Source organism: Tropicibacter sp. S64 (genome assembly GCF_049803835.1).
GTDB lineage: Bacteria > Pseudomonadota > Alphaproteobacteria > Rhodobacterales > Rhodobacteraceae > Pacificoceanicola.
This window is the reverse complement of sequence record NZ_JBNAGK010000012.1, coordinates 1-18891: the sequence shown is the minus strand read 5'-3', so window position 1 is coordinate 18891 and position 18891 is coordinate 1. Positions and strand designations below refer to the sequence as shown.

Here is an 18891-nt window from a genome sequence, read left to right as displayed (position 1 = left end):
GGTTCGAGCGTAGCGGGGCGGTTGGGGCGAGTAAAGTCCGACGACGGGCCGGGAGGTCAGTTCACCACGATCTCGTCGGCGCGGATCATGCCGAGGGTGTCGCGGGCCTGCTGGTCGAGGAGGTCGAGGTCGAGATACTCGTCCGAGAGCCGGTGCGTGAGGTTCTCCATGCGGCTGACGTCCTCCCTGAGATGCGCCAGTTCACCCTGCAATTCATGCGCTTCGACGGAGATTTCGGCGCGGCGGAACAGGCCGAAATCGCCCTGCACGGCGGCGAAGGTGAAATAGGCGGAGAGGCTGAGTGCGACGGCAAAGAAGATGAGCGTGCCAAGAGTCGGTCGCGCGCGCCTGTGCGTCATCGGGGTCACCTGTTTGAACTGCTCTGCGAAGCCGCCTCTTGCCGGGCGGTGGATGGAGTCTGGCATGGGGCAAGGCTCCGGAAAAGTCCTGAGTCGCCGCGGCGGAAAACGCCGCGCGACCGTTGCATTCCTGCCGATTCGCGCGCAGGCGGGCTGAACCGTGAGGATAATTTTAGTCTAAAATTATCCTCACCCGAGGGCCGCGACGCCGGGCAGCTCCTTGCCTTCCATCCATTCGAGGAACGCGCCCCCGGCGGTGGAGATATAGGTGAAATCCGCCGCCGCGCCTGACTTGTTCAGCGCCGCAACCGTGTCACCGCCGCCTGCCACCGAAACCAGCTGGCTGTCGGCGCTCAGCTTGGCCGCATAGCGGGCCGCCGCGTTGGTGGCCGTGTCGAACGGCTCGATCTCGAAAGCGCCGAGCGGGCCGTTCCAGATCAACGTCTTCGCCTTGCCGATGGCCTCCTTGATGGCCTCCACGCTCTCGGGGCCCGCGTCGAGGATCATCGCGTCCTCCGGGCAGGCGTTCGCGGCAACCGTCTCGTTCTCCGCACCGGCCTTGAACTCGCGGGCAACCACCACGTCCGTCGGCAGCAGGATCTCGCAGCCGGCGGCCTGCGCCTTCTCCAGGATCTCCCGCGCGGTCGGCGCCATCTCGTGCTCGCAGAGCGAGGCGCCCACGGACATCCCCTGTGCCGCGAGGAAGGTGTTCGCCATGCCGCCGCCAATCACCAGCATGTCGACCTTTTCCACGAGGTTGCCCAGCAGGTCGAGCTTGGTCGAGACCTTCGCCCCGCCAACCACCGCCAGCACCGGGCGTTCCGGGTTTCCAAGGGCGCTCTCCAACGCCGACAGTTCCGCCTGCATCAACCGCCCGGCGCAGGACGGCAGCAGCCGTGCCAGCCCCTCGGTCGAGGCATGCGCCCGGTGCGCGGCGGAAAACGCGTCGTTGCAGTAGATGTCGCCCAGCTTCGCCATTTCGGCGGCCAGCTCCGGGTCGTTCTTCTCTTCGCCCTTGTGGAAGCGCGTGTTTTCGAGCAGCGCCACCTGTCCCGGCTCCAGCGCGTCGACCACCGCCGCCGCAGCCGGCCCGACGCAATCGGCGGCAAACACCACCGGCACGCCCATCACCGCTTCCAGCGCGGGGATCAGCATCTGCAGGCTCATGTCCTCGCGCCGCTCCCCCTTGGGCCGTCCGAAGTGCGCCAGCAGCACCGGCTTTCCGCCCCGGTTCAGAATGTCCTGCACGGTGGCGCAGATGCGCTCGATCCGGGTGGTGTCCGTCACTTCGCCGTTCTCGACCGGCACGTTGATGTCGACGCGGGTCAGGACCCGTTTTCCGTCCAGATCCATCTCGTCGAGGGTTTTCCAGGCCATGGTGCTCTCCCACATTTGTCCCATCGCTGTCTGCCCTTTCATCGCCGGGGCGTCAACGGCGTCTTGGCAAGCGGGCCTCAGGCGATTAAGTCCTGTCGTCAAAGCAAATCCGAAAGGGAGCAAGGCCATGGCCGAGATCAAGGACCCCGAGAACACCATCCTCATGGAGCTGAAAGGTGGCACCGTCACGATTGAACTGATGCCGGACGTGGCGCCCAAGCACGTGGAACGCATGAAGGAACTGGCGCGTGCGGGCAAGTACGACGGCGTGGTCTTTCACCGGGTGATCGACGGTTTCATGGCCCAGACCGGCGATGTCGAGCATGGCAACATGAACGACGGCTTCAACATCCGCCGCGCCGGGACCGGCGGCTCGGACCTGCCGGACCTGCCTGCCGAATTCTCCCGCATCCCGCACGCCCGGGGCACGCTGGGCGCCGCCCGCTCGCAGAACCCGAACTCGGCCAATTCGCAGTTCTTCATCAATTTCAAGGACAACGACTTCCTCAACGGCCAGTACACCGTCTACGGGCAGGTGATCTCCGGCATGGAGCACGTCGATGCCATCACGCGCGGCGAGCCGCCCGCGAACCCGGACACGATGATCTCCGTCAAGGTGGCCGCCGATGCGTAAGCTGCTGGTTTCCGGCGCGTTCCTCGCGCTGATGACGGCCCCGGCGCTGGCCACGGGTCTCGATATCGAGATCGCGGGCGAGGGTGCCAACGGCATCGTGCATGTCGACCTGTTCGAAGATGTCGCCCCCGGCCATGTCGCCCAGATCAAGGCTCTGGCCGAGGCGGGCGAGTATGACAACGTCGTCTTTCACCGGGTCATCGAAGGCTTCATGGCCCAGACCGGCGACGTCCGGTTCGGCGATGCGGAGGCCGAGGACTTCGACATGCGCATGGCGGGCCGCGGCGGCTCCGAGCGTGCGGACCTGAAGGCGGAGTTTTCCGACAAGTCCTTCGAGCGCGGCATCGTGGGCATGGCCCGCTCGCAGTCGCCCGACAGCGCCAACTCGCAGTTCTTCATCATGTTCGAGCCCGGTCCGTTCCTGAACGGCCAGTACACGGTCGTCGGCGAAGTCACATCCGGCATGGAGGTGGTCGACGCCATCAAGCGCGGCGAAGGCCGCAACGGCGAGGTCTTCGGGGAGCCGGACCGCATGGTGAAGGTCACCGTCACCGAGTGAATTTTCACGCCATTGCGTGAGCGTAGGGGGCGGGGCCGCGGGGCGTCGCCCCTTTTTCATGCCGCCAGCCGCAGCGGCACCGGCAGGCGTCGCACGATCGCGGCCAGGGCCCCGAAATGCAGCCAGGTCCCGCCGAGCCGATGGGGGCTCGCCCCGGTTCCAAGCTTGAAATGGGCGAGACCTACCGCGTCCTGGGTGTTGATCGTGCCAAGATCGAGTAGCGTATGTCCTTGATCCGCCAGCGCTTTCATCGCCGTGAAGAGGGCGAGGTTCATGGCGTTCGCCTTCCGCCCCTCCGGCGTGACATGCCCCATCTGCCAGGTTGCCATCGCCCCATGTCGCAGCATCAGCACCGCCGCCAGCGGCTCGCCCCATTGCCGCACCTCCCAAAGCTGCGCCTTGCCGGGGTTGGCATGGGCGAAGGCGAGCGAGACCTCCGCCGGCAGACTGCGGTAGCCCCGCGCCTTCGCCTGACGGGCCTCCGCCGCAAGCAGCCAGTGCCCTTTCGTCAGCGGATGCCGGGTGACCTTCAACCCGGATTTCTCCGCCTTGCTCAGGCGGTTGCGCCACTTCTGGTCGAGCCGTGAACGCATCTGCGCGGTATCGCCCAGCGGCAGCATCGCCAGCGTCGCGGCCGTCATCAAAGGCCAGAACCCGGCGCCCAGCAGGCGCTCCACCGGCAGTCCGTCGTTGTTGAGAAGAAGCGGCCGACCGTCCTGCCAGCGCTGGAACCGGGACAGCCAATCCAGCAGATCCGCCGTCTCCAGAGCAACCGGCCCGCGCGAGATCAGGTCGACCCGGCCCAGCATGGGCAGCTTGCGTGACTGCACCTGCCAGTGCAGACGCACCGCGCCGCCGCTTTCCTGCTGCATCCGCCGGATCGGCAAGCCCATCGCCTCGCAGGCGCGGGCAAATTCGGTGGATTGGGGCAGGGGGCAGGGCAATCCGGTCATGCCACCCATTTACGCCATGGAAACTTTCCATGTGCTTAATGGCGGCATGGAAAAAGCCATGGCCCCACGCCCCCGACCAACCTCCGGCGCAGCCCTGCTGCTGGCGTTGTCCCTGTCCGTACCGCTGGCGCTGCTGGCCCTGCTGGAGATCGCACTATGACGTGAAAACGCCGCCCCGGGAGGCGGCGCAATTCCTTTCCGGAGCGGGCCGGTTCAGCCGAGCTTGACCAGCGCGTGACGCTTCTTGCCCGCGCTGAGCTTGATCGGCGCGGCAAGCGCTCCCGCGTCCAGAACAAGCCCCGCGTCCGTCAGCGGCGCGTCGTCCAAGCGCGCGCCGTTCTCCGCGATCAGGCGCTTCGCCTCCTTGCCGGACTTGGCCAGTCCGGCCCGCACGATCACCTGAACGATGGAAATCCCGCCCGCGACCTCGTCCGCGGTCAGTTCCAGCGTCGGCAGATCGTCACCCACGCCGCCCTTTTCAAAGACCTCCCGCGCCGTGGCCTCCGCCGCTGCCGCCGCGTCCACACCGTGGCAGAGCGTGGTCACCGCATTCGCCAGCACGATTTTCGCCTCGTTGATCTCCGATCCGGCCAATGCGCCCAAACGATCGCATTCCGCCACGTCGATCTCGGTATAGAGCTTCAGGAACCGCCCCACGTCCGCATCCGTCGTGTTGCGCCAGAACTGCCAGAACTCGTAGGGCGAGCGCATGTCCGCATTGAGCCAGACCGCGCCATCCGCCGTCTTGCCCATCTTCTTGCCGTCCGAAGTGGTCAGCAGCGGCGAGGTCAGGCCATAGATTTCGTGATCGAGAACCCGGCGTGTCAGGTCGATGCCGTTGACGATATTGCCCCACTGATCGCTGCCGCCCATCTGGAGCAAACAGCCATATCGGCGGTTCAGCTCAAGGAAATCATAGGCTTGCAGGATCATGTAGTTGAACTCGAGGAACGACAGCGACTGCTCCCGGTCGAGCCGCGACTTCACGCTCTCGAACGCCAACATCCGGTTGACGGAGAAATGCCGCCCGATGTCGCGCAGGAATTCGAGGTAGTTCAAACCATCCAGCCACTCGGCATTGTTCAGCATCAGTGCCGGATTATCCGCCCGGTCATAGTCGAGATACTTGGCAAAGACCTGCTTGATGCCGTCGATGTTGGCGTCGATTTGTTCCGCCGTCAGCAAGGGCCGCTCGTCGGCGCGAAACGACGGATCGCCCACCTTCGTGGTGCCCCCGCCCATCAGGGTGATCGGCTGATGCCCGGTCTTCTGCAGCCATCGCAGCATCATGATCTGGATGAGACTGCCCACATGCAGCGACTTCGCCGTGGCGTCGAAGCCGATGTAGGCCGGCACGCACCCCTTGCTCAGCGCCTCATCGAGGCCCTGATAATCGGTGCAATCGGCAAGGTAGCCGCGCTGCATCATGATCGACATGAAATCCGATTTGGGATGGTAGGTCATGGGGTGCCTCTCGTATACGGGTACGCGAGGCACCTATAAGAGGCGGAAGAGCGAAGGTGAAGGGCAAGTTGCAGCACGGCCGGCCAAGCGGTCCGGTCAGGGCATTGGGCGCCATGTCGGGCACCTCGCTGGACGGCGTCGACGCGGCGATGCTGCGCACGGATGGCGAGACGATTTTCGACTTCGGAGCAAGCGCTTACCGGGCTTATACCGATGTTGAGCGGGCCGCCTTGCGTGGGGCACTTGGGCGCTGGCCTGGCGACGATCTCGGCGAGGCACCGGGGGTTTCTTTCGAAGCCCATCGCGAGATCCTGGCGGAGTTCGATGGGGCAGAGGTGATCGGCTTTCACGGCCAGACGCTCGCACATGACCCGGCAGGGCGCGGCACCCATCAGATGGGAGACGGCGACGCACTGGCCGAAGCCCTGGGCACGCCGGTCGTCTGGGACTTCCGGTCGACGGACGTCGCACTGGGCGGGCAGGGCGCGCCGCTTGCCCCGTTCTTCCATTTCGCCTGCGCCAAATGGTTCGGAGCGTCGCAGCCCGTCGCCTTCCTCAACCTCGGCGGCGTCGGCAACCTGACCTGGCTCGATCCGGCAAAGGCAAATCCGCAGGACGATGGCGCGCTGCTTGCCTTCGACACCGGCCCGGCCAATGCACCGATAAACGATCTGGTGCAACAACGGCTGGGGCTCGACTGCGACCGGGACGGAGCGTTGGCGATGAAGGGCCGCGTCGAGGAAGGCGCGTTGGAGCTTTTCCTCGAAGAAGGATACTTCCGCAAGATACCGCCCAAGTCCTTGGACCGGGACGACTTTTCCCTGATGCTGGACCTCGTGCGGGAGTTGAACGATGCCGACGCCGCGGCGACCATGACGGCGATGGCCGCCGCCGCGGTGATGCAGGGCATGGAGCATTGCCCGACCCTGCCGAGCCGCCTTCTGGTGACCGGCGGCGGCAGGCACAACCCGGTGATGATGCGCATGCTGGCTGCGGGTCTCGACTGCCCGGTGGAGCCGGTGGAGGCGGTCGGCCTCGACGGCGACATGCTCGAAGCGCAGGCCTTCGCCTTTCTCGCGGTCCGGGTGCTGCGCGGCCTGCCCACCTCCGCGCCGATGACCACCGGCGTGGCCGCCCCGGTCGGCGGCGGACGGATCAGCCGTCCGGATCAGGCCTGACAGCGACCGAAGCGGGTGTCGAAACGGTCCCCCGTTTCTTCTCTTTGCAAATACTCGGGGTTTGGGGCGAAGCCCCATCCGGGGGCAACCGGGGGCTTGCCCCCGGAACCGGCAAAGCGCGCCGCAAGGCGCTCCTTTTGCGAAACGTTACCCGCCGGTGTGGCTCATGTGCCGCGAGACGCGGCCTTCGACGTCCTGCCGGGAATAGTCGAAATCATGCCCTTTCGGCTTCAGCCGGATCGCCGCCCGGATCGCCTCTTCCAGCGCGGTGTCGTTGCCCGGATGGTTGCGCAGAGGCGCGCGCAGGTCGGCCATGTCCTCCTGTCCGAGGCACATGTAAAGCTCCCCGGTGCAGGTCAGCCGCACCCGGTTGCAGCTTTCGCAGAAATTGTGCGACAGCGGCGTGATGAAGCCGATCTTCTGCCCGGTTTCCTCCAGTCGCACATACCGCGCCGGACCGCCGGTGCTTTCCGGCAGGTCGGTCAGCGTGTAGCGCTCCGCCAGACGCGCCCGCAGGTCCGTCAGCTTCCAGTATTGGTCCAGCCGCTGTTCGTTGCCGATGTCGCCCATGGGCATGACCTCGATCCAGGTCAGGTCCATGTCCCGTTCGGCGCACCATTCGGCCATGGTGAACAACTCGTCCTCGTTGAAGCCTTTCAGTGCAACGGCGTTGATCTTGATCCTGAGGCCCGCCTTCTGCGCCGCGTCGATCCCGCGCAGCACCTGCGGCAGGCGGCCCCAGCGGGTGATGTCGGCGAATTTCTTCTCGTCCAGCGTGTCGAGCGAGACATTGACGCGGCGCACGCCCGCCTCGGCCAGGTCCCCGGCGAAGCGTTCCAGCTGCGAGCCGTTCGTGGTCAGCGTCAGTTCCTTGAGCGCTCCGGAGTCGAGGTGGCGCGTCATGGAGCGGAAAAATGTCAGGATGTCCCGCCGCACCAGCGGCTCGCCTCCGGTGATACGCAGCTTCTGCACGCCCAAACCCACGAAGGTGGAACACATGCGGTCCAGTTCCTCCAGCGTCAGGAGTTCCTTCTTCGGCAGGAAGGTCATGTTTTCCGACATGCAGTACACGCAGCGGAAATCGCACCGGTCGGTGACGGAAACCCGAAGATAGGAAATCGGGCGATGAAACGGGTCGATCAGGGGCGCAGTCATGCTGGCAAACCTATGCTTCGGCGGGTATTTGAGCAAGGGAAACAGCGAAATTGTCAGGGAGCGACCAAGGTCGTAAGGTGCGTGTATGAGAGCAGTTCTGATGACAGCCATGGCCCTCGGCCTCGCCGCCTGCGGGTCGGGAGACGGTTTCAAAGGGTTTTTCAAAGGCAGACCTGACGCCGCCCCGGCGGCGGCCAATGCCGACGGACAGACGCGGCCGCAGTCACGCCCCGAAGCCGCCGCTCCGCCTCCGCCAGCCTCGGCCCGCACCGCCGAGCAGTTCGACACCACCTCCGCCGAGGAACGCGCCGCCGCCGCCGCCGCGCCGGAACCGGCGGGCGAGGTCAGCCTTGGCACCACGGTGGCCTCGCTTGGCGACGTGGCAAGGCCGGGGTTCTGGCTCGAAACCCCTCTGGTCAGCGCACCCACGATGGGCCGCGTGGTCTATTCGGCGAACGGCAAGTCGGCGCAGGTCGAGCTGATCCCGATCGACGGTCCCGCCACCGCCGGCAGCCGGATCTCGCTCGCCGCCATGCGCCTGCTCGAAGCCCCGCTGACGGATCTGCCGACCCTTGAGGTCTATTCCGGGGGCTGACGGCACCATGGTCGCCTCCGTGTCGAGACGTTTCCGCAAACGCCCTGTTCTGACAGGGATTTTTGCACTCGCGCTGGTGCTGAGCGTGGTGTTCGGCGTGCGCCTCGTGCTGCACGGCCTGTACTGGGCGGACCCGGCCCACCGGGACGAAACCATCGCTGGTTGGATGACCCCGGGCTACGTGGCGCATTCCTGGCACGTGCCCAATCAGCTTGTCGGCGATGCGCTCGGCTTCACCAAGGAGACCTTCCAACCGGGCCAGACGCTTGATGAACTCGCGAAGGCCCGCGGTGTGCCTGTCGAGGCGCTCAAGCAGGCGCTCTATTCCGCCATCACGGACCACAGGGCGCAGCCGCATGACTGACACGCTGCTTGCGCTCGTGCCCGTCTATGGCGGCTGGATTCTCATGGCGGTCACCTTTCTGTCCTGCCTTGCGATCCCGGTGCCGTCGTCCCTGCTGATGCTTGCGGGCGGCGCTTTCGCCGCCTCGGACGATCTTGCCCTGCTCACCGTTCTGGCCTCCGCCCTTGGCGGTGCGCTGGCCGGGGATCAGACCGGCTATCTCCTTGGCCGGAAAGGCGGAACGCCGCTGATTGCACGGTTGGAGACACACGAGCGCAGCGCCGGCTTGATCGCAAGGGCACGGCGGATGATCACCGAGCGCGGGGTGGTCTCGGTCTTCCTCACCCGCTGGCTGTTCAGCCCGCTGGGACCTTACGTGAACTTCATCGGGGGCGCGATGGGGCTGGACTGGCGGCGCTTCACCGCGGGCAGCGTCAGCGGCGAATCGGTCTGGGTGCTGATCTAGACCGGCCTCGGCTTCGTCTTTGCCAGCCAGATCGCGCAGGTGGCCCAGATCGCCTCGGACCTGATCGGCCTCCTTGCGGCGCTGCTGGTGACGGTGCTGCTTGGTCGATACCTGTTCAAGGCGCGGGAAAATTCCGTCAATTGAGGAACTTGCCAGCCTCCTTTCGCGCGAAGGCCTTCATCCGCGGGCCATGCTCCGCTAGGAAGGCCCGCACCCGGTCCGGGTCATGTTTCGACAGGTCGCGCAGCCACCAGGCCACGGCCTTCTGAATGAACCACGCCGCATCGGCGGTGTAGTCGGCCGCCCAGCCCAGAACGCGTTCGCGGATCGCAAGATCCTGATCTGACGGGAAATTCTGCTTGGTCCAGGGCAGGGTCATCACCATTGCGGCCCGCTTTGTCCAAAGACGGCCGGAGGTGGTCCAGCCTTCGACGGTGTCGATCCGCGACGGCTCGGCCTGCAGCCTCCGCGCCCCGGCGGAACAGGCGTGGTCGGCAATGGCCCAGGCGTCGAACTGCGGCACCCAGGTCAGGATAAGCGCCCAGGCGGCGTCGTCGGGCCGCATCCGGGCCTGCGTCAACAGCTTCGCCGCGGCGATCCGGGCCTCGTGAATGTCGGTCTGCCAGAGTGCGTCTGCCAGCGCCACGCGTGCTTCGACCGGCATCTCCTGCCGCCAGCGCGTCGTGAGGTCGTTCAAGACCGGATTCGGCACCCCGAGGTAGACCCGATCCGCCTTGTGATAGGCCGCACTCCCCGCCGCACGCTCCGCATCCGCCTCGGCCCGCAAGGCCGCCAGTGCCATATCCAGATCCACCGCGCTGCCGTCCTTTGTTCTATATTTCAACAGTTTCCGTCGGATTGGCCGCCGGAAACAGGGGCAGAACCGCTATTCCACCGTCACGGATTTCGCGAGGTTCCGGGGCTGGTCCACGTCCGTGCCCTTGGCGATTGCCGCATGGTAGGCCAGCAGTTGCGCGGGCAGGGCATAGAGCAGCGGTGTCAGGATCTCCGTCACCTCGGGCAGGGTCACGACCTGCCAGACATCCTCGCCCGCCGCCCTGGCGCCCTTCGCGTCGGTGATCAGCACGACCTTGCCGCCGCGGGCGATGACCTCCTGCATGTTCGACACGGTCTTGTCGAACAGCGAGTCGCGCGGTGCCATGACGACAACCGGAACGGATTTGTCGATCAGCGCGATGGGGCCGTGCTTGAGTTCGCCCGATGCATACGCTTCGGCGTGGATGTAGCTGATTTCCTTGAGTTTCAATGCGCCTTCAAGAGCGATTGGATACATCAGTCCACGCCCAAGGAAGAGGACGTCCCGGGCTTCGGCGATCTGCATCGCGGTGTCGGCGATGACCTGGTCCTGGTCGAGCGCAATGTTGAACACGCCGGGCAGCGCCCGCAGCGCGGTCAGGGCGTCGCGCACCGCCGCATCGGTCATCTGGCCCTTCACCTCGGCGGCCTTCAGCGCGAGCATCAGCAGCACGTTGAGCTGGCAGGTGAAGGCCTTGGTCGAGGCGACGCCGATTTCCGCCCCGGCGTGGATCGGCAGCGCAAGGTCGCTCTCGCGGGCGATGGAGGACGTCTCGACATTGACGACGGAGACGATTTTGTCCGCCTTTTCCTTGCAGTAGCGCAGCGCTGCGAGCGTGTCGGCCGTCTCGCCGGACTGGCTCACGAAGAGCGCGACGGTGCCTTTGCCGATCGGCGGCTCGCGGTATCGGAACTCGGAGGCGATATCGACCTCTACCGGGATGCCCGCCAGCCGCTCGAACCAGTACTTCGCGGTCAGGCAGGCGTAGAACGCCGTGCCGCAGGCAACCATCACGAGGCGCTCGACCTTCGCGAAATCGAGGCCGGGTTCGGGCAGGGCGATGCCGTCCTGGGTCAGGTAGGCGGAGAGCGCCCCGGACAGGACTGCCGGCTGTTCGGCGATCTCCTTGGCCATGAAGTGCTTGTACCCGGCCTTGTCGACGCGCGCGGCATCCATCCGGATGGTTTTCTGGTCGCGGTTCACACGCCGCGCATAAGCATCTGTAATCACGGCACCTTCGCGCGTGACAACCGCGCGGTCGCCTTCTTCCAGATAGGTGATCCGGTCGGTCAGCGGAGCAAGGGCGATGGCGTCGGAGCCGACGAACATCTCGCCGTCGCCATGACCGATGGCGAGTGGCGAGCCCTTGCGGGCGGCGACGAGGAGGTCGCTTTCGCCATCGAACAGAAACACCAGGGCAAAAGCCCCGTCGAGCTTGTCCACAGTCTGCATGGCCGCCTCGACCGGTGCCAGCCCCTTGTCCAGCAGGTGCTGTGCCATGAGCGCGACGGTTTCGGTATCGGTCTCTGTCTGCGGGGTGATCCCGGACCGCGCCAGCTCGGCCCTAAGCTCCTTGTAATTCTCGATAATGCCATTGTGCACCACGGCCACCGGCCCGGCCTTGTGTGGGTGGGCATTGTTCTCGGACGGCGCACCATGCGTGGCCCAGCGGGTGTGTCCGATGCCGGATTTGCCGGGAAGCGGGTCGTGCACCAGCAGGTCCGAGAGGTTCACCAGCTTGCCCACGGCCCGCCGGCGGTCGAGATGGCCGTTGTTGATGGTGGCTATGCCCGCGCTGTCATAGCCGCGATACTCCAGACGGCGCAGCGCCTCGACCAGGCTGGGCGCCACCTCGTGTTTTCCAAGGATTCCGACAATACCGCACATTATGACGCCCCTTTAACCATCTTTGCCTTGCGGGCCTTCAACATATCGAACAATTTTTTGGCGAGCCCGGGCTTGTTTTCCTGCCTGGCCCGGGCCACGGCGAGCGCCGCGGCGGGCACATCTTCGGTGATCGTGGAGCCGGACGCGGTCATGGCGCCGTCGCCCAGAGTGACCGGGGCTACCAACATGGTATCCGATCCGATGAACGCATCCGCGCCAATCACCGTGCGGTGTTTGAACACCCCGTCGTAGTTGCAGGTGATGGTACCCGCGCCGATGTTCGTGCGGGCGCCGATGTCCGCATCTCCGAGGTATGTCAGATGGTTGGCCTTGACCCCCTCATGCAGGACGGCATTCTTCACTTCGACGAAATTGCCCACATGCACGTTCTCGCCCAACTCCGCTCCGGGACGCAGGCGGGCGAAGGGGCCAACGATGCTGCCGCGGCTGACATGCGCGCCTTCGAGATGGGAGAAGGCGCGGATGCGGACCTCGTTCTCGACGGTCACACCGGGGCCGAAAACCACGTTCGGCTCGATCTCGCTGTCGCGGCCGATCACCGTGTCCCAGGCGAGGTACACCGTGTCGGGAGCCGCCATGCTCACGCCGTCCGCCATCAGTTCGGCGCGGCGGTTTTTCTGGAAAAGCCATTCTGCAACAGCCAGTTCCGCGCGGGAGTTCACACCCAGCGTCTCGCGTTCGTCGCAACGGACCACCGTGGCGGAGAGGCCGCGGGCGCGGGCGATGGCGACGATGTCGGTCAGGTAATACTCGCCGCTGGCATTGTCGTTACCCACGGCGTCGACGAGATTGAACAGAACAGTCGAATCCGCGCAGATAACCCCAGAGTTACAGAGGGTTATGGCGCGTTCTTCATCCGTTGCATCCTTGAACTCGACGATCCGCTCCAGCGTTTCTCCGGAACAGAGGAGACGTCCGTAGCGGCCCGGGTCGGCGGCTTCGAATCCGAGCACCACGATGTCGTGCGTCTTGCGGGCAGCCAGCATCGCCAGAAGCGTGTCCTCGGAGATGAACGGTGTGTCGCCGTAGAGGACAATCGCATTGCCGTCAAAGCCTTGCAGGGCGTTCTTCGCCTGCGCGACGGCGTGGCCGGTGCCGAGTTGCTCGGCTTGGATCACCACCTTCACCTGCGGGTCGAAATCCTTGGCGGAGGCTTCGACCTGCGCCGCCTCGTGGCCGGCGACAACGACGGTTTCCTCCGGGTCGACCGCGAGGCCCGCCCGCATGGCATGCCAGAGCATCGGGGCGTGGGCGATCCGGTGCAGGACCTTGGGCAGGTCGGATTCCATCCGCGTGCCCTTGCCCGCGGCAAGAATGATGAGGGCGGTGCTCATGGCCTCTTTCCTGTTTGTTTTTCTCTTGGCCCCGTTTTATCCGGTTCTCGCGGCGGGGCAAGCAAGGGCTTTTCACGCTTGATTTCGGGATGTGACAGGGGGCTGTCACCAGATATGGCAGGACAGTGCATGAAACCTTGCGTGATTTTCGACCTCGACGGGACACTGGCGGACACCAGTCTCGACCTTCTGGCCGCCGCGAACCGCTGTTTCGCGGAAATGGGCGAGGCGGTGCGCCTCTCGACCGAGACCGACCGCGAGCTGGCCCTGCGCGGCGGGCGGGTGATGCTGGCGGAGGGGCTGACGCGGCTGGGCCGTCCGGATCAGGCGCGGGTGATGGCGTGGTATCCGCGCCTGCTGGAGGTCTACGGCGAGAACGTGGCCACGCACACCGCGCTCTATCCCGGCGCCGTCGCCGCCGTGGAAGGGCTGATCGAGGCCGGTTACGCGGTAGGCGTCTGTACCAACAAGACCGAAAATCTGGCGGATATCCTGTTGAAAACACTGGGTGTCCGGGACCTGTTCGGATCGTTGATCGGGGCCGATACACTGCCGGTGAAGAAGCCCGATCCGCTGCACTACTGGGCTGCTGTGGATGGCTGCGGCGGGCGGCGCGAGGCGTCGCTGCTGGTCGGGGACAGCGACACGGACCGCAAGACCAGCGCGGCGGCCGGGGTGCCGTCGATACTCGTCTCCTTCTCGCCGGCGGGCGAGGCGGTGCGGGCGCTGGCGCCGGAGGCGGTCATCACCCATTTCGGCGAATTGCACGGCGAAGTCGTGCGCCTGATCGGTCAGCCCTGAGCGCCCCGGGCGGAGGTCTGCCAGTCTGACAGGCGTTTGCCCGGCTCGTCCACGAACAGGCCGGGCAGGGGCGACAGGCTCTCGATCCGCTCGAGGGCAAAGCGGTGAAACGCGCCGGTGGTCTCGTCCCAGCACACGCAGGTCCAGACCCGGCCCCAGTAATCGAGCAGCAGCGGGCGAATGTCGTGGGCCCGCCCGGCCAAACTCACACGCAGCTTCTGGCGCGCCCGGATCGCGGCGCGGATCGCGGGCATATGGGCGAAGCCCTTTGCTGCATTGGCAAAAGCGTCCGTGGCGAAGCCGAAGGGGGCCATCGGCTTGCCGGATTCCTCGGGCAGGACGGCGTCGATCTTGGCGGCGAGACTGCGGGCGGCATGGGCGTGCTCGTCCAGTTGCGAGGCCGCGAGGGCCGCGAGCGCGATGTGCAGCGCGTCGAGTTCGGCCTCCGTCAGGTTCAGCGGCGGCAGGGTGACGGCGGCACGGGCGGTGTAGCCGTAGCCGCGCGCCCCTTCGACCGGCACCCCGGAGGCGGCGAGCACCTCCATGTCGCGGTAGATCGTGCGGATCGAGACGCCAAGGTCCTGCGCCATCGCCTCCGCGGTGTGCAATTGCCCGTCGCGCAGGCGCTCCATCAGGGCGTAAAGCCGGTCCTTGCGATTCATTTTTCCGCTCTCCCGTCGGCCTATACTGACAAAATCCTGACAACTGACAAGAAGGTGACAAAACAACCCGGGTCCGGCGCGGTTTTGGTGCTTTTCCCCCGGTCCGGGAAGGCATAGAAGGCCAGCACCAGTTTTCGCACGGGTCCCCGGCGGGGCCTGCTGACACAAGGAGTGGAGCCATGCTCAACAACATCGGCCTTCCCGGCCTTCTTCTGATCGCCGTCGTCGTTCTCGTGCTGTTCGGGCGCGGCAAGATTTCCAGCCTCATGGGCGAGGTCGGCAAGGGCATCACCGCCTTCAAGAAGGGCGTCGACGAGGGCAAGCAGGAGATCGAGGACGACAAGGCGGCTTCCGCCAGGGACGTCACTCCCGAGGACGAAAAAGACAAGGTGTAAGCAGTCATGCTCGACATCGGCATGAGCGAAATGCTGGTCATCGGGACGGTCGCGCTGATCGTCGTCGGCCCGAAGGACCTGCCCAAGCTGTTCCGCAGCGCCGGCCGGTTCATGGGCAAGGCCCGGGGCATGGCCCGCGAGTTCACCACCGCCATGAACCAGGCGGCGGACGATGCCGGTGTGAAGGACATCCACAAGACGATTCGAACCGCCACCAACCCGGTGGGCAGCGCCATGGATGGCGTCAAGGATGCGGCAAAGTCGATGACGTCCTTCACCGAGGACAGCGAAACCGACAAGCTCGCGAAGGAACGCGAGGAGGCCAAACGCAAGATCGAGGCCAACGCCGCCCGCAAGGCCGCCGAACGCAAGCAGCGCGAGGCGGAAGAGGCGGCGCGCAAGGCGGAGGAGCTGGAGAAATCGCTCGCCGCCGATCCGCATGACCTGCCGCCCGATGTGCCGGGCGAGAGTGACAAGGGACAAGCATGAGCGCCAATGACGAGCTCGAGGACAGCTCCGCCCCGCTGATCGAACACCTCGCCGAATTGCGCACGCGGCTGATCCGCTGCGTGCTGGCGTTCGTCGTGGGCATGGTGCTGGCCTTCACCGTGGCCGAGCCGATCCTGCAGTTCCTGCTCGGCCCAATCGAGGCGACGCTGCGCGAGCTTGGCGATCCCTCTCCGACGATGCAGTACACCTCGCCGCAGGAATACCTGTTCACGCTGTTCCGCATCTCCATGGTCTTCGGCTTTGCGCTGGCCTTCCCGGTGATCTCCTACCAGCTGTGGCGGTTCGTGGCGCCGGGGCTCTACAAGTCCGAAAAGGGCGCGTTCCTGCCGTTCCTGATCGCCTCGCCCTTCATGTTCCTGCTGGGTGCGAGCTTCGCGCATTTCGTGGTGACGCCGCTCGCCATGGCCTTCTTCCTCGGCTTTGCGGACATTTCGTCGATCTTCGCGAACCTGCTGAATGCGGCGGGGGATGCCACGGGGGCGGCCATGCCCGCGGGCACCGGCCTGCCGACCGACGTGGCCATCGTGCCGGAAACCACCGAAGGCATCCGCATCACCTTCTTCGGGAAGGTGAACGAAAGCCTTGATATCACGCTGAAATTCATCATCGCCTTTGGCCTGTGCTTCCAGTTGCCGGTCTTGCTCACCTTGATGGGCAAGGCCGGGCTGGTCAGCGCGGCGGGTCTCGGCTCGGTGCGCAAATATGCCATGGTCGGCATCCTGATCCTCGCTGCCGTGGTGACGCCGCCGGATGTGACGACGCAGCTGATCCTGTTCACCGTGGTCTACGGCCTGTACGAAGTCTCCATTCTCCTCGTGCGATTGACCGAGAAGAAGCGCGAGAAGGAGCTGCGCGCGCAGGGCCTGTGGTTCGAGGATGATGAAGCGGAGGACCCGCTGATGGCCGAGTTCGACAAGGACGACGACAAGTGACGATCCTCTCCGATCCGATGGAACGCATTGCAGCGGCGCTGGAACGCATGTCCCCGCCGCCGCTGGACGCGCCCGATTTCGCCAGCGCGGAGGCCTTCGTCTGGCATACGGAGCCGGACCGGCTGGTGCCTGTGCCGCAGGTCAACCGGGTCGAGCTGGCGCTTCTGGTGGGAATCGAACGGTCGCGCGACACGCTGCTCGCCAACACGCGCCAGTTCGCGCGCGGCCTGCCGGCCAACAACGCGCTGCTCTGGGGCTCGCGCGGCACCGGCAAGTCCAGTCTCGTAAAGGCGGTGCATGGCACCATCTGCGGGGAGGGGCTGAACCTCAAGCTGGTGGAAATCCAGCGCGAGGACCTCTCCTCCGTTGGCCGCCTTCTGGGCCATCTGCGCGGGGCACAGGAGCGCTTCGTGCTGTTCTGCGACGACCTCTCGTTCAGCCACGATGATCAGAACTACAAGAGCCTGAAGGCGATCCTCGACGGCGGGGTGGAGGGGCGCCCGGACAACGTGGTGCTCTACGCCACCTCCAACCGCCGCCACCTGATGCCCCGCGACATGATCGAGAACGAGCGTTCGACGGCGATCAACCCGTCCGAGGCGGTGGAGGAGAAGGTCTCCCTGTCCGACCGCTTCGGCCTCTGGCTCGGCTTCCATCCCTGCTCGCAGGACGAATACCTCGCCATGATCCGCGGCTATTGCGCCGCCTATGGCGTGCCGGTGGATGCGGAGGAAATGCGGGCGGAGGCCATCGAATGGCAGGCCACGCGGGGTGCACGCTCGGGCCGGGTTGCCTGGCAGTTCTTCACCGATCTGGCGGGTCGGAAGGGCGTGAGCCTCAGCTGAGGGGTGGAGGTAGGCTTTGAGCCCAAACCTACCATCAACCCAAATGGGACTCCTCTGTTTCCTCTGAGAAGCGGCCGCGCTCAAGCAACAGCGGCACCGAAACATTCGCGAAGGCAGAAAGTTGCACCCACTCCTTTGAGGACTTGAACCACTCGACGTCCCAAGTGTCTTCGGTAGTTGCGTCAGAGGCTGCTTCAACAAGCCGAACAAACTCTGAGATGATACTCTTTTCTTGCGAACTGAAGACGTTAGACGTCTCGGTATAGTCGAGTGGCAACCAATCAAATACTGTGTTGATGGTCTCGAAAGCTGAGCTCCTCCCCGAAAATCGGACAGTGACGGAAGCTACTATCTGACGTCTGCTGGTCTCTAAGAACGAGGAGATCAGAACATGTCGAAACGCAGGAACCATGACGCGGGCTTCAAGGCTCGCGTGGCGCTGGAAGCCCTGAAGGGCGAGCGCACGGTGTCGGAGCTGGCCGCGGAATACGGCGTGCATCCGACCATGATCCATCAGTGGAGCGAGCCATTGTGCGCCATTGGTTCAAGAACAATGGCGAGCGCGCTGCTTGAAGGCGCATCTGACATTTTCGAGCGCGGCGGGAAGAAGAAGGCCGAGGTCGACGAGGAGACGGTGCGGTCGCTTCACGCCAAGATCGGGGAACTGGCCGTCGCCAACGATTTTTTGTCCAGAAAGCTCAAGCCTTGGACCGGCAAGTGAGGCGCGGGATGATCGAACGCTCTCACCCCACGCTGTCGGTCGGGGCGCAATGCCGCCTGCTGTCGATCTCGCGGTCGTCGTTCTACTACGCACCGCTGGGCGAGACCGCAGTGAACCTGGCGCTCATGCAACTGATCGACCGGCAGTTCCTCGAAACCCCGTTCTACGGCGTCCAACAAATGACCTGGCACCTGCAGAACGAGGGCCACGCTGTGAACGTGAAGCGTATCCGGCGGCTGATGCGGCTCATGCGTTTGATGCCGATTTATCAGAAGCCGAACACCAGCAAACCGGCCAAGGGGCACAAAACCTACCCCTACCTGTTGGGTGGCCTGCGGGTGGAACGGCCCAACCAGGTCTGGTGCGCCGACATCACGTACCTTCCGATGCGGCGGGGCTTCCTCTACCTGGTTGCCATCATGGACTGGTTCACCCGCAAGGTGCTGACTTGGCGCATCTCGAACACGCTCGAAGCCGACTTCTGCGTCGAGGCGCTGAACGAGGCGGTCCACCGCTTCGGCCCGCCCGAGATCATGAATACCGATCAGGGGTCGCAGTTCACGTCCTTCGCCTGGACCGACCGGCTGAAACGGATCGGCACCCGGATCTCGATGGACGGCAAGGGCCGGTGTCTCGACAACATCTTCATCGAACGCCTCTGGCGGTCCCTGAAGTATGAGTGCGTCTATCTGCACGCCTGGGAGACGGGCTCGCAGGCGAAGGCCGGGGTTGGCCAATGGATCACCTTCTACAACCACCAGCGGCCTCACGCCGCCCATGGCGGACAGCCGCCCGCCGTGGTCTACTTCAACCAGATCGAAACCGACCAGCAGGGGCAGAGAGTAGCTTAAACCACCCCGGAAACTGGCCAAAAGATGGGGAG

The 18891-nt window shown here is 65.1% G+C and carries 22 protein-coding genes; 13 read left to right on the top strand and 9 right to left on the bottom strand.

The features are described from left to right. Positions 1–56: 56 nt before the first annotated feature. A complete protein-coding gene (locus ACP159_RS18450; protein ID WP_425101340.1) occupies positions 57–359 on the bottom strand; it encodes an FtsB family cell division protein in 303 nt (100 codons plus the stop codon). A gap of 189 nt (positions 360–548) precedes the next feature. Beyond that, on the bottom strand, positions 549–1736 hold the full coding sequence (locus ACP159_RS18445) for a phosphoglycerate kinase (RefSeq protein WP_425101183.1): 1188 nt from the start codon (positions 1734–1736) through the stop codon (positions 549–551). A gap of 127 nt (positions 1737–1863) precedes the next feature. On the opposite strand from ACP159_RS18445, the gene ACP159_RS18440 reads away from it, so the two are divergent. Both ACP159_RS18440 and ACP159_RS18435 read left to right on the top strand, forming a co-directional pair. Beyond that, the gene (locus ACP159_RS18440) at positions 1864–2370 is read left to right on the top strand and encodes a peptidylprolyl isomerase (protein ID WP_425101182.1); all 507 of its coding nucleotides are present in this window, start codon (positions 1864–1866) and stop codon (positions 2368–2370) included. After that, positions 2363–2929 carry a peptidylprolyl isomerase gene (locus tag ACP159_RS18435; protein WP_425101181.1) on the top strand — a complete coding sequence of 189 codons (567 nt, stop codon included), beginning with the start codon at positions 2363–2365 and terminating at the stop codon, positions 2927–2929. The genes ACP159_RS18440 and ACP159_RS18435 overlap by 8 nt, the downstream gene beginning before the upstream one ends. A 56-nt stretch (positions 2930–2985) precedes the next feature. Here ACP159_RS18435 and ACP159_RS18430 read toward each other — a convergent pair whose 3' ends face one another. Next, the gene (locus tag ACP159_RS18430) at positions 2986–3882 is read right to left on the bottom strand and encodes a GNAT family N-acetyltransferase (RefSeq protein ID WP_425101180.1); all 897 of its coding nucleotides are present in this window, start codon (positions 3880–3882) and stop codon (positions 2986–2988) included. Here ACP159_RS18430 and ACP159_RS18425 point away from each other — a divergent pair. Beyond that, the gene (locus ACP159_RS18425) at positions 3881–4042 is read left to right on the top strand and encodes a hypothetical protein (protein WP_425101179.1); all 162 of its coding nucleotides are present in this window, start codon (positions 3881–3883) and stop codon (positions 4040–4042) included. The two genes, ACP159_RS18430 and ACP159_RS18425, sit on opposite strands and share 2 nt — an antisense overlap. A gap of 53 nt (positions 4043–4095) precedes the next feature. Here the strand turns inward: ACP159_RS18425 and tyrS are convergent, their stop codons facing one another. Beyond that, positions 4096–5346 carry a tyrosine--tRNA ligase gene (gene tyrS / locus ACP159_RS18420; protein ID WP_425101178.1) on the bottom strand — a complete coding sequence of 417 codons (1251 nt, stop codon included), beginning with the start codon at positions 5344–5346 and terminating at the stop codon, positions 4096–4098. Positions 5347–5459: 113 nt separating this feature from the next. Here tyrS and ACP159_RS18415 point away from each other — a divergent pair, with 113 nt between their 5' ends. Then, positions 5460–6524 carry an anhydro-N-acetylmuramic acid kinase gene (locus ACP159_RS18415; RefSeq protein WP_425101177.1) on the top strand — a complete coding sequence of 355 codons (1065 nt, stop codon included), beginning with the start codon at positions 5460–5462 and terminating at the stop codon, positions 6522–6524. Positions 6525–6671: 147 nt separating this feature from the next. Here the strand turns inward: ACP159_RS18415 and moaA are convergent, their stop codons facing one another. Further along, complete coding sequence (gene moaA / locus ACP159_RS18410; RefSeq protein WP_425101176.1) at positions 6672–7679, bottom strand: GTP 3',8-cyclase MoaA; 1008 nt, start codon at positions 7677–7679, stop codon at positions 6672–6674. A gap of 85 nt (positions 7680–7764) precedes the next feature. On the opposite strand from moaA, the gene ACP159_RS18405 reads away from it, so the two are divergent. From ACP159_RS18405 to ACP159_RS18395, 3 genes are read left to right on the top strand one after another with little or no spacing between them, the layout of a single operon-like run. After that, entirely contained in the window at positions 7765–8274 is a 510-nt protein-coding gene (locus tag ACP159_RS18405; protein WP_425101175.1) for a hypothetical protein, read from the top strand. Between the two features lie 19 nt (positions 8275–8293). Further along, positions 8294–8638 (top strand): hypothetical protein, encoded by a 345-nt coding sequence (locus ACP159_RS18400; protein WP_425101174.1) that lies wholly within the window; start codon positions 8294–8296, stop codon positions 8636–8638. Beyond that, positions 8631–9083, top strand: coding sequence for a DedA family protein (locus ACP159_RS18395; RefSeq protein WP_425101173.1), 453 nt, complete (start codon positions 8631–8633; stop codon positions 9081–9083). The genes ACP159_RS18400 and ACP159_RS18395 overlap by 8 nt, the downstream gene beginning before the upstream one ends. A 136-nt stretch (positions 9084–9219) precedes the next feature. Here the strand turns inward: ACP159_RS18395 and ACP159_RS18390 are convergent, their stop codons facing one another. The 3 genes from ACP159_RS18390 to glmU all read right to left on the bottom strand — a co-directional run bounded on the left by ACP159_RS18390 (position 9220) and on the right by glmU (position 13142). Then, positions 9220–9885 (bottom strand): DNA alkylation repair protein, encoded by a 666-nt coding sequence (locus tag ACP159_RS18390; protein WP_425101339.1) that lies wholly within the window; start codon positions 9883–9885, stop codon positions 9220–9222. 84 nt (positions 9886–9969) lie between these two features. Beyond that, positions 9970–11787: a glutamine--fructose-6-phosphate transaminase (isomerizing) gene (glmS, locus tag ACP159_RS18385; protein WP_425101172.1), complete on the bottom strand. Its 1818-nt coding sequence runs from the start codon at positions 11785–11787 to the stop codon at positions 9970–9972. Then, positions 11787–13142 (bottom strand): bifunctional UDP-N-acetylglucosamine diphosphorylase/glucosamine-1-phosphate N-acetyltransferase GlmU, encoded by a 1356-nt coding sequence (gene glmU, locus ACP159_RS18380; protein ID WP_425101171.1) that lies wholly within the window; start codon positions 13140–13142, stop codon positions 11787–11789. The genes glmS and glmU overlap by 1 nt, the downstream gene beginning before the upstream one ends. Positions 13143–13271: 129 nt before the next feature. Between glmU and ACP159_RS18375 the strand changes: the two genes are divergently transcribed. Continuing rightward, the gene (locus tag ACP159_RS18375) at positions 13272–13943 is read left to right on the top strand and encodes an HAD hydrolase-like protein (RefSeq protein WP_425101170.1); all 672 of its coding nucleotides are present in this window, start codon (positions 13272–13274) and stop codon (positions 13941–13943) included. Here the strand turns inward: ACP159_RS18375 and ACP159_RS18370 are convergent. Further along, a complete protein-coding gene (locus ACP159_RS18370) occupies positions 13934–14605 on the bottom strand; it encodes a helix-turn-helix transcriptional regulator (RefSeq protein ID WP_425101169.1) in 672 nt (223 codons plus the stop codon). The two genes, ACP159_RS18375 and ACP159_RS18370, sit on opposite strands and share 10 nt — an antisense overlap. Before the next feature lie 179 nt (positions 14606–14784). Here ACP159_RS18370 and ACP159_RS18365 point away from each other — a divergent pair, with 179 nt between their 5' ends. The 5 genes from ACP159_RS18365 to ACP159_RS18345 all read left to right on the top strand — a co-directional run bounded on the left by ACP159_RS18365 (position 14785) and on the right by ACP159_RS18345 (position 18859). Then, positions 14785–15000 carry a twin-arginine translocase TatA/TatE family subunit gene (locus tag ACP159_RS18365; protein ID WP_425101168.1) on the top strand — a complete coding sequence of 72 codons (216 nt, stop codon included), beginning with the start codon at positions 14785–14787 and terminating at the stop codon, positions 14998–15000. A gap of 6 nt (positions 15001–15006) precedes the next feature. Then, positions 15007–15489, top strand: coding sequence for a Sec-independent protein translocase protein TatB (gene tatB, locus ACP159_RS18360; protein WP_425101167.1), 483 nt, complete (start codon positions 15007–15009; stop codon positions 15487–15489). Next, on the top strand, positions 15486–16442 hold the full coding sequence (gene tatC, locus ACP159_RS18355) for a twin-arginine translocase subunit TatC (protein ID WP_425101166.1): 957 nt from the start codon (positions 15486–15488) through the stop codon (positions 16440–16442). Before tatB ends, tatC begins: the two co-directional genes overlap by 4 nt. A gap of 17 nt (positions 16443–16459) precedes the next feature. Beyond that, on the top strand, positions 16460–17287 hold the full coding sequence (locus ACP159_RS18350; RefSeq protein WP_425101338.1) for an ATP-binding protein: 828 nt from the start codon (positions 16460–16462) through the stop codon (positions 17285–17287). 391 nt (positions 17288–17678) lie between these two features. Next, positions 17679–18859, top strand: a protein-coding gene (locus ACP159_RS18345) for an IS3 family transposase (protein ID WP_425098180.1) whose coding sequence is annotated in 2 segments (ribosomal slippage) — positions 17679–17976 and positions 17976–18859 — 1182 coding nt in all. Because the reading frame shifts where the segments join, the coding sequence is not laid out codon by codon here. Positions 18860–18891 lie beyond the last annotated feature (32 nt).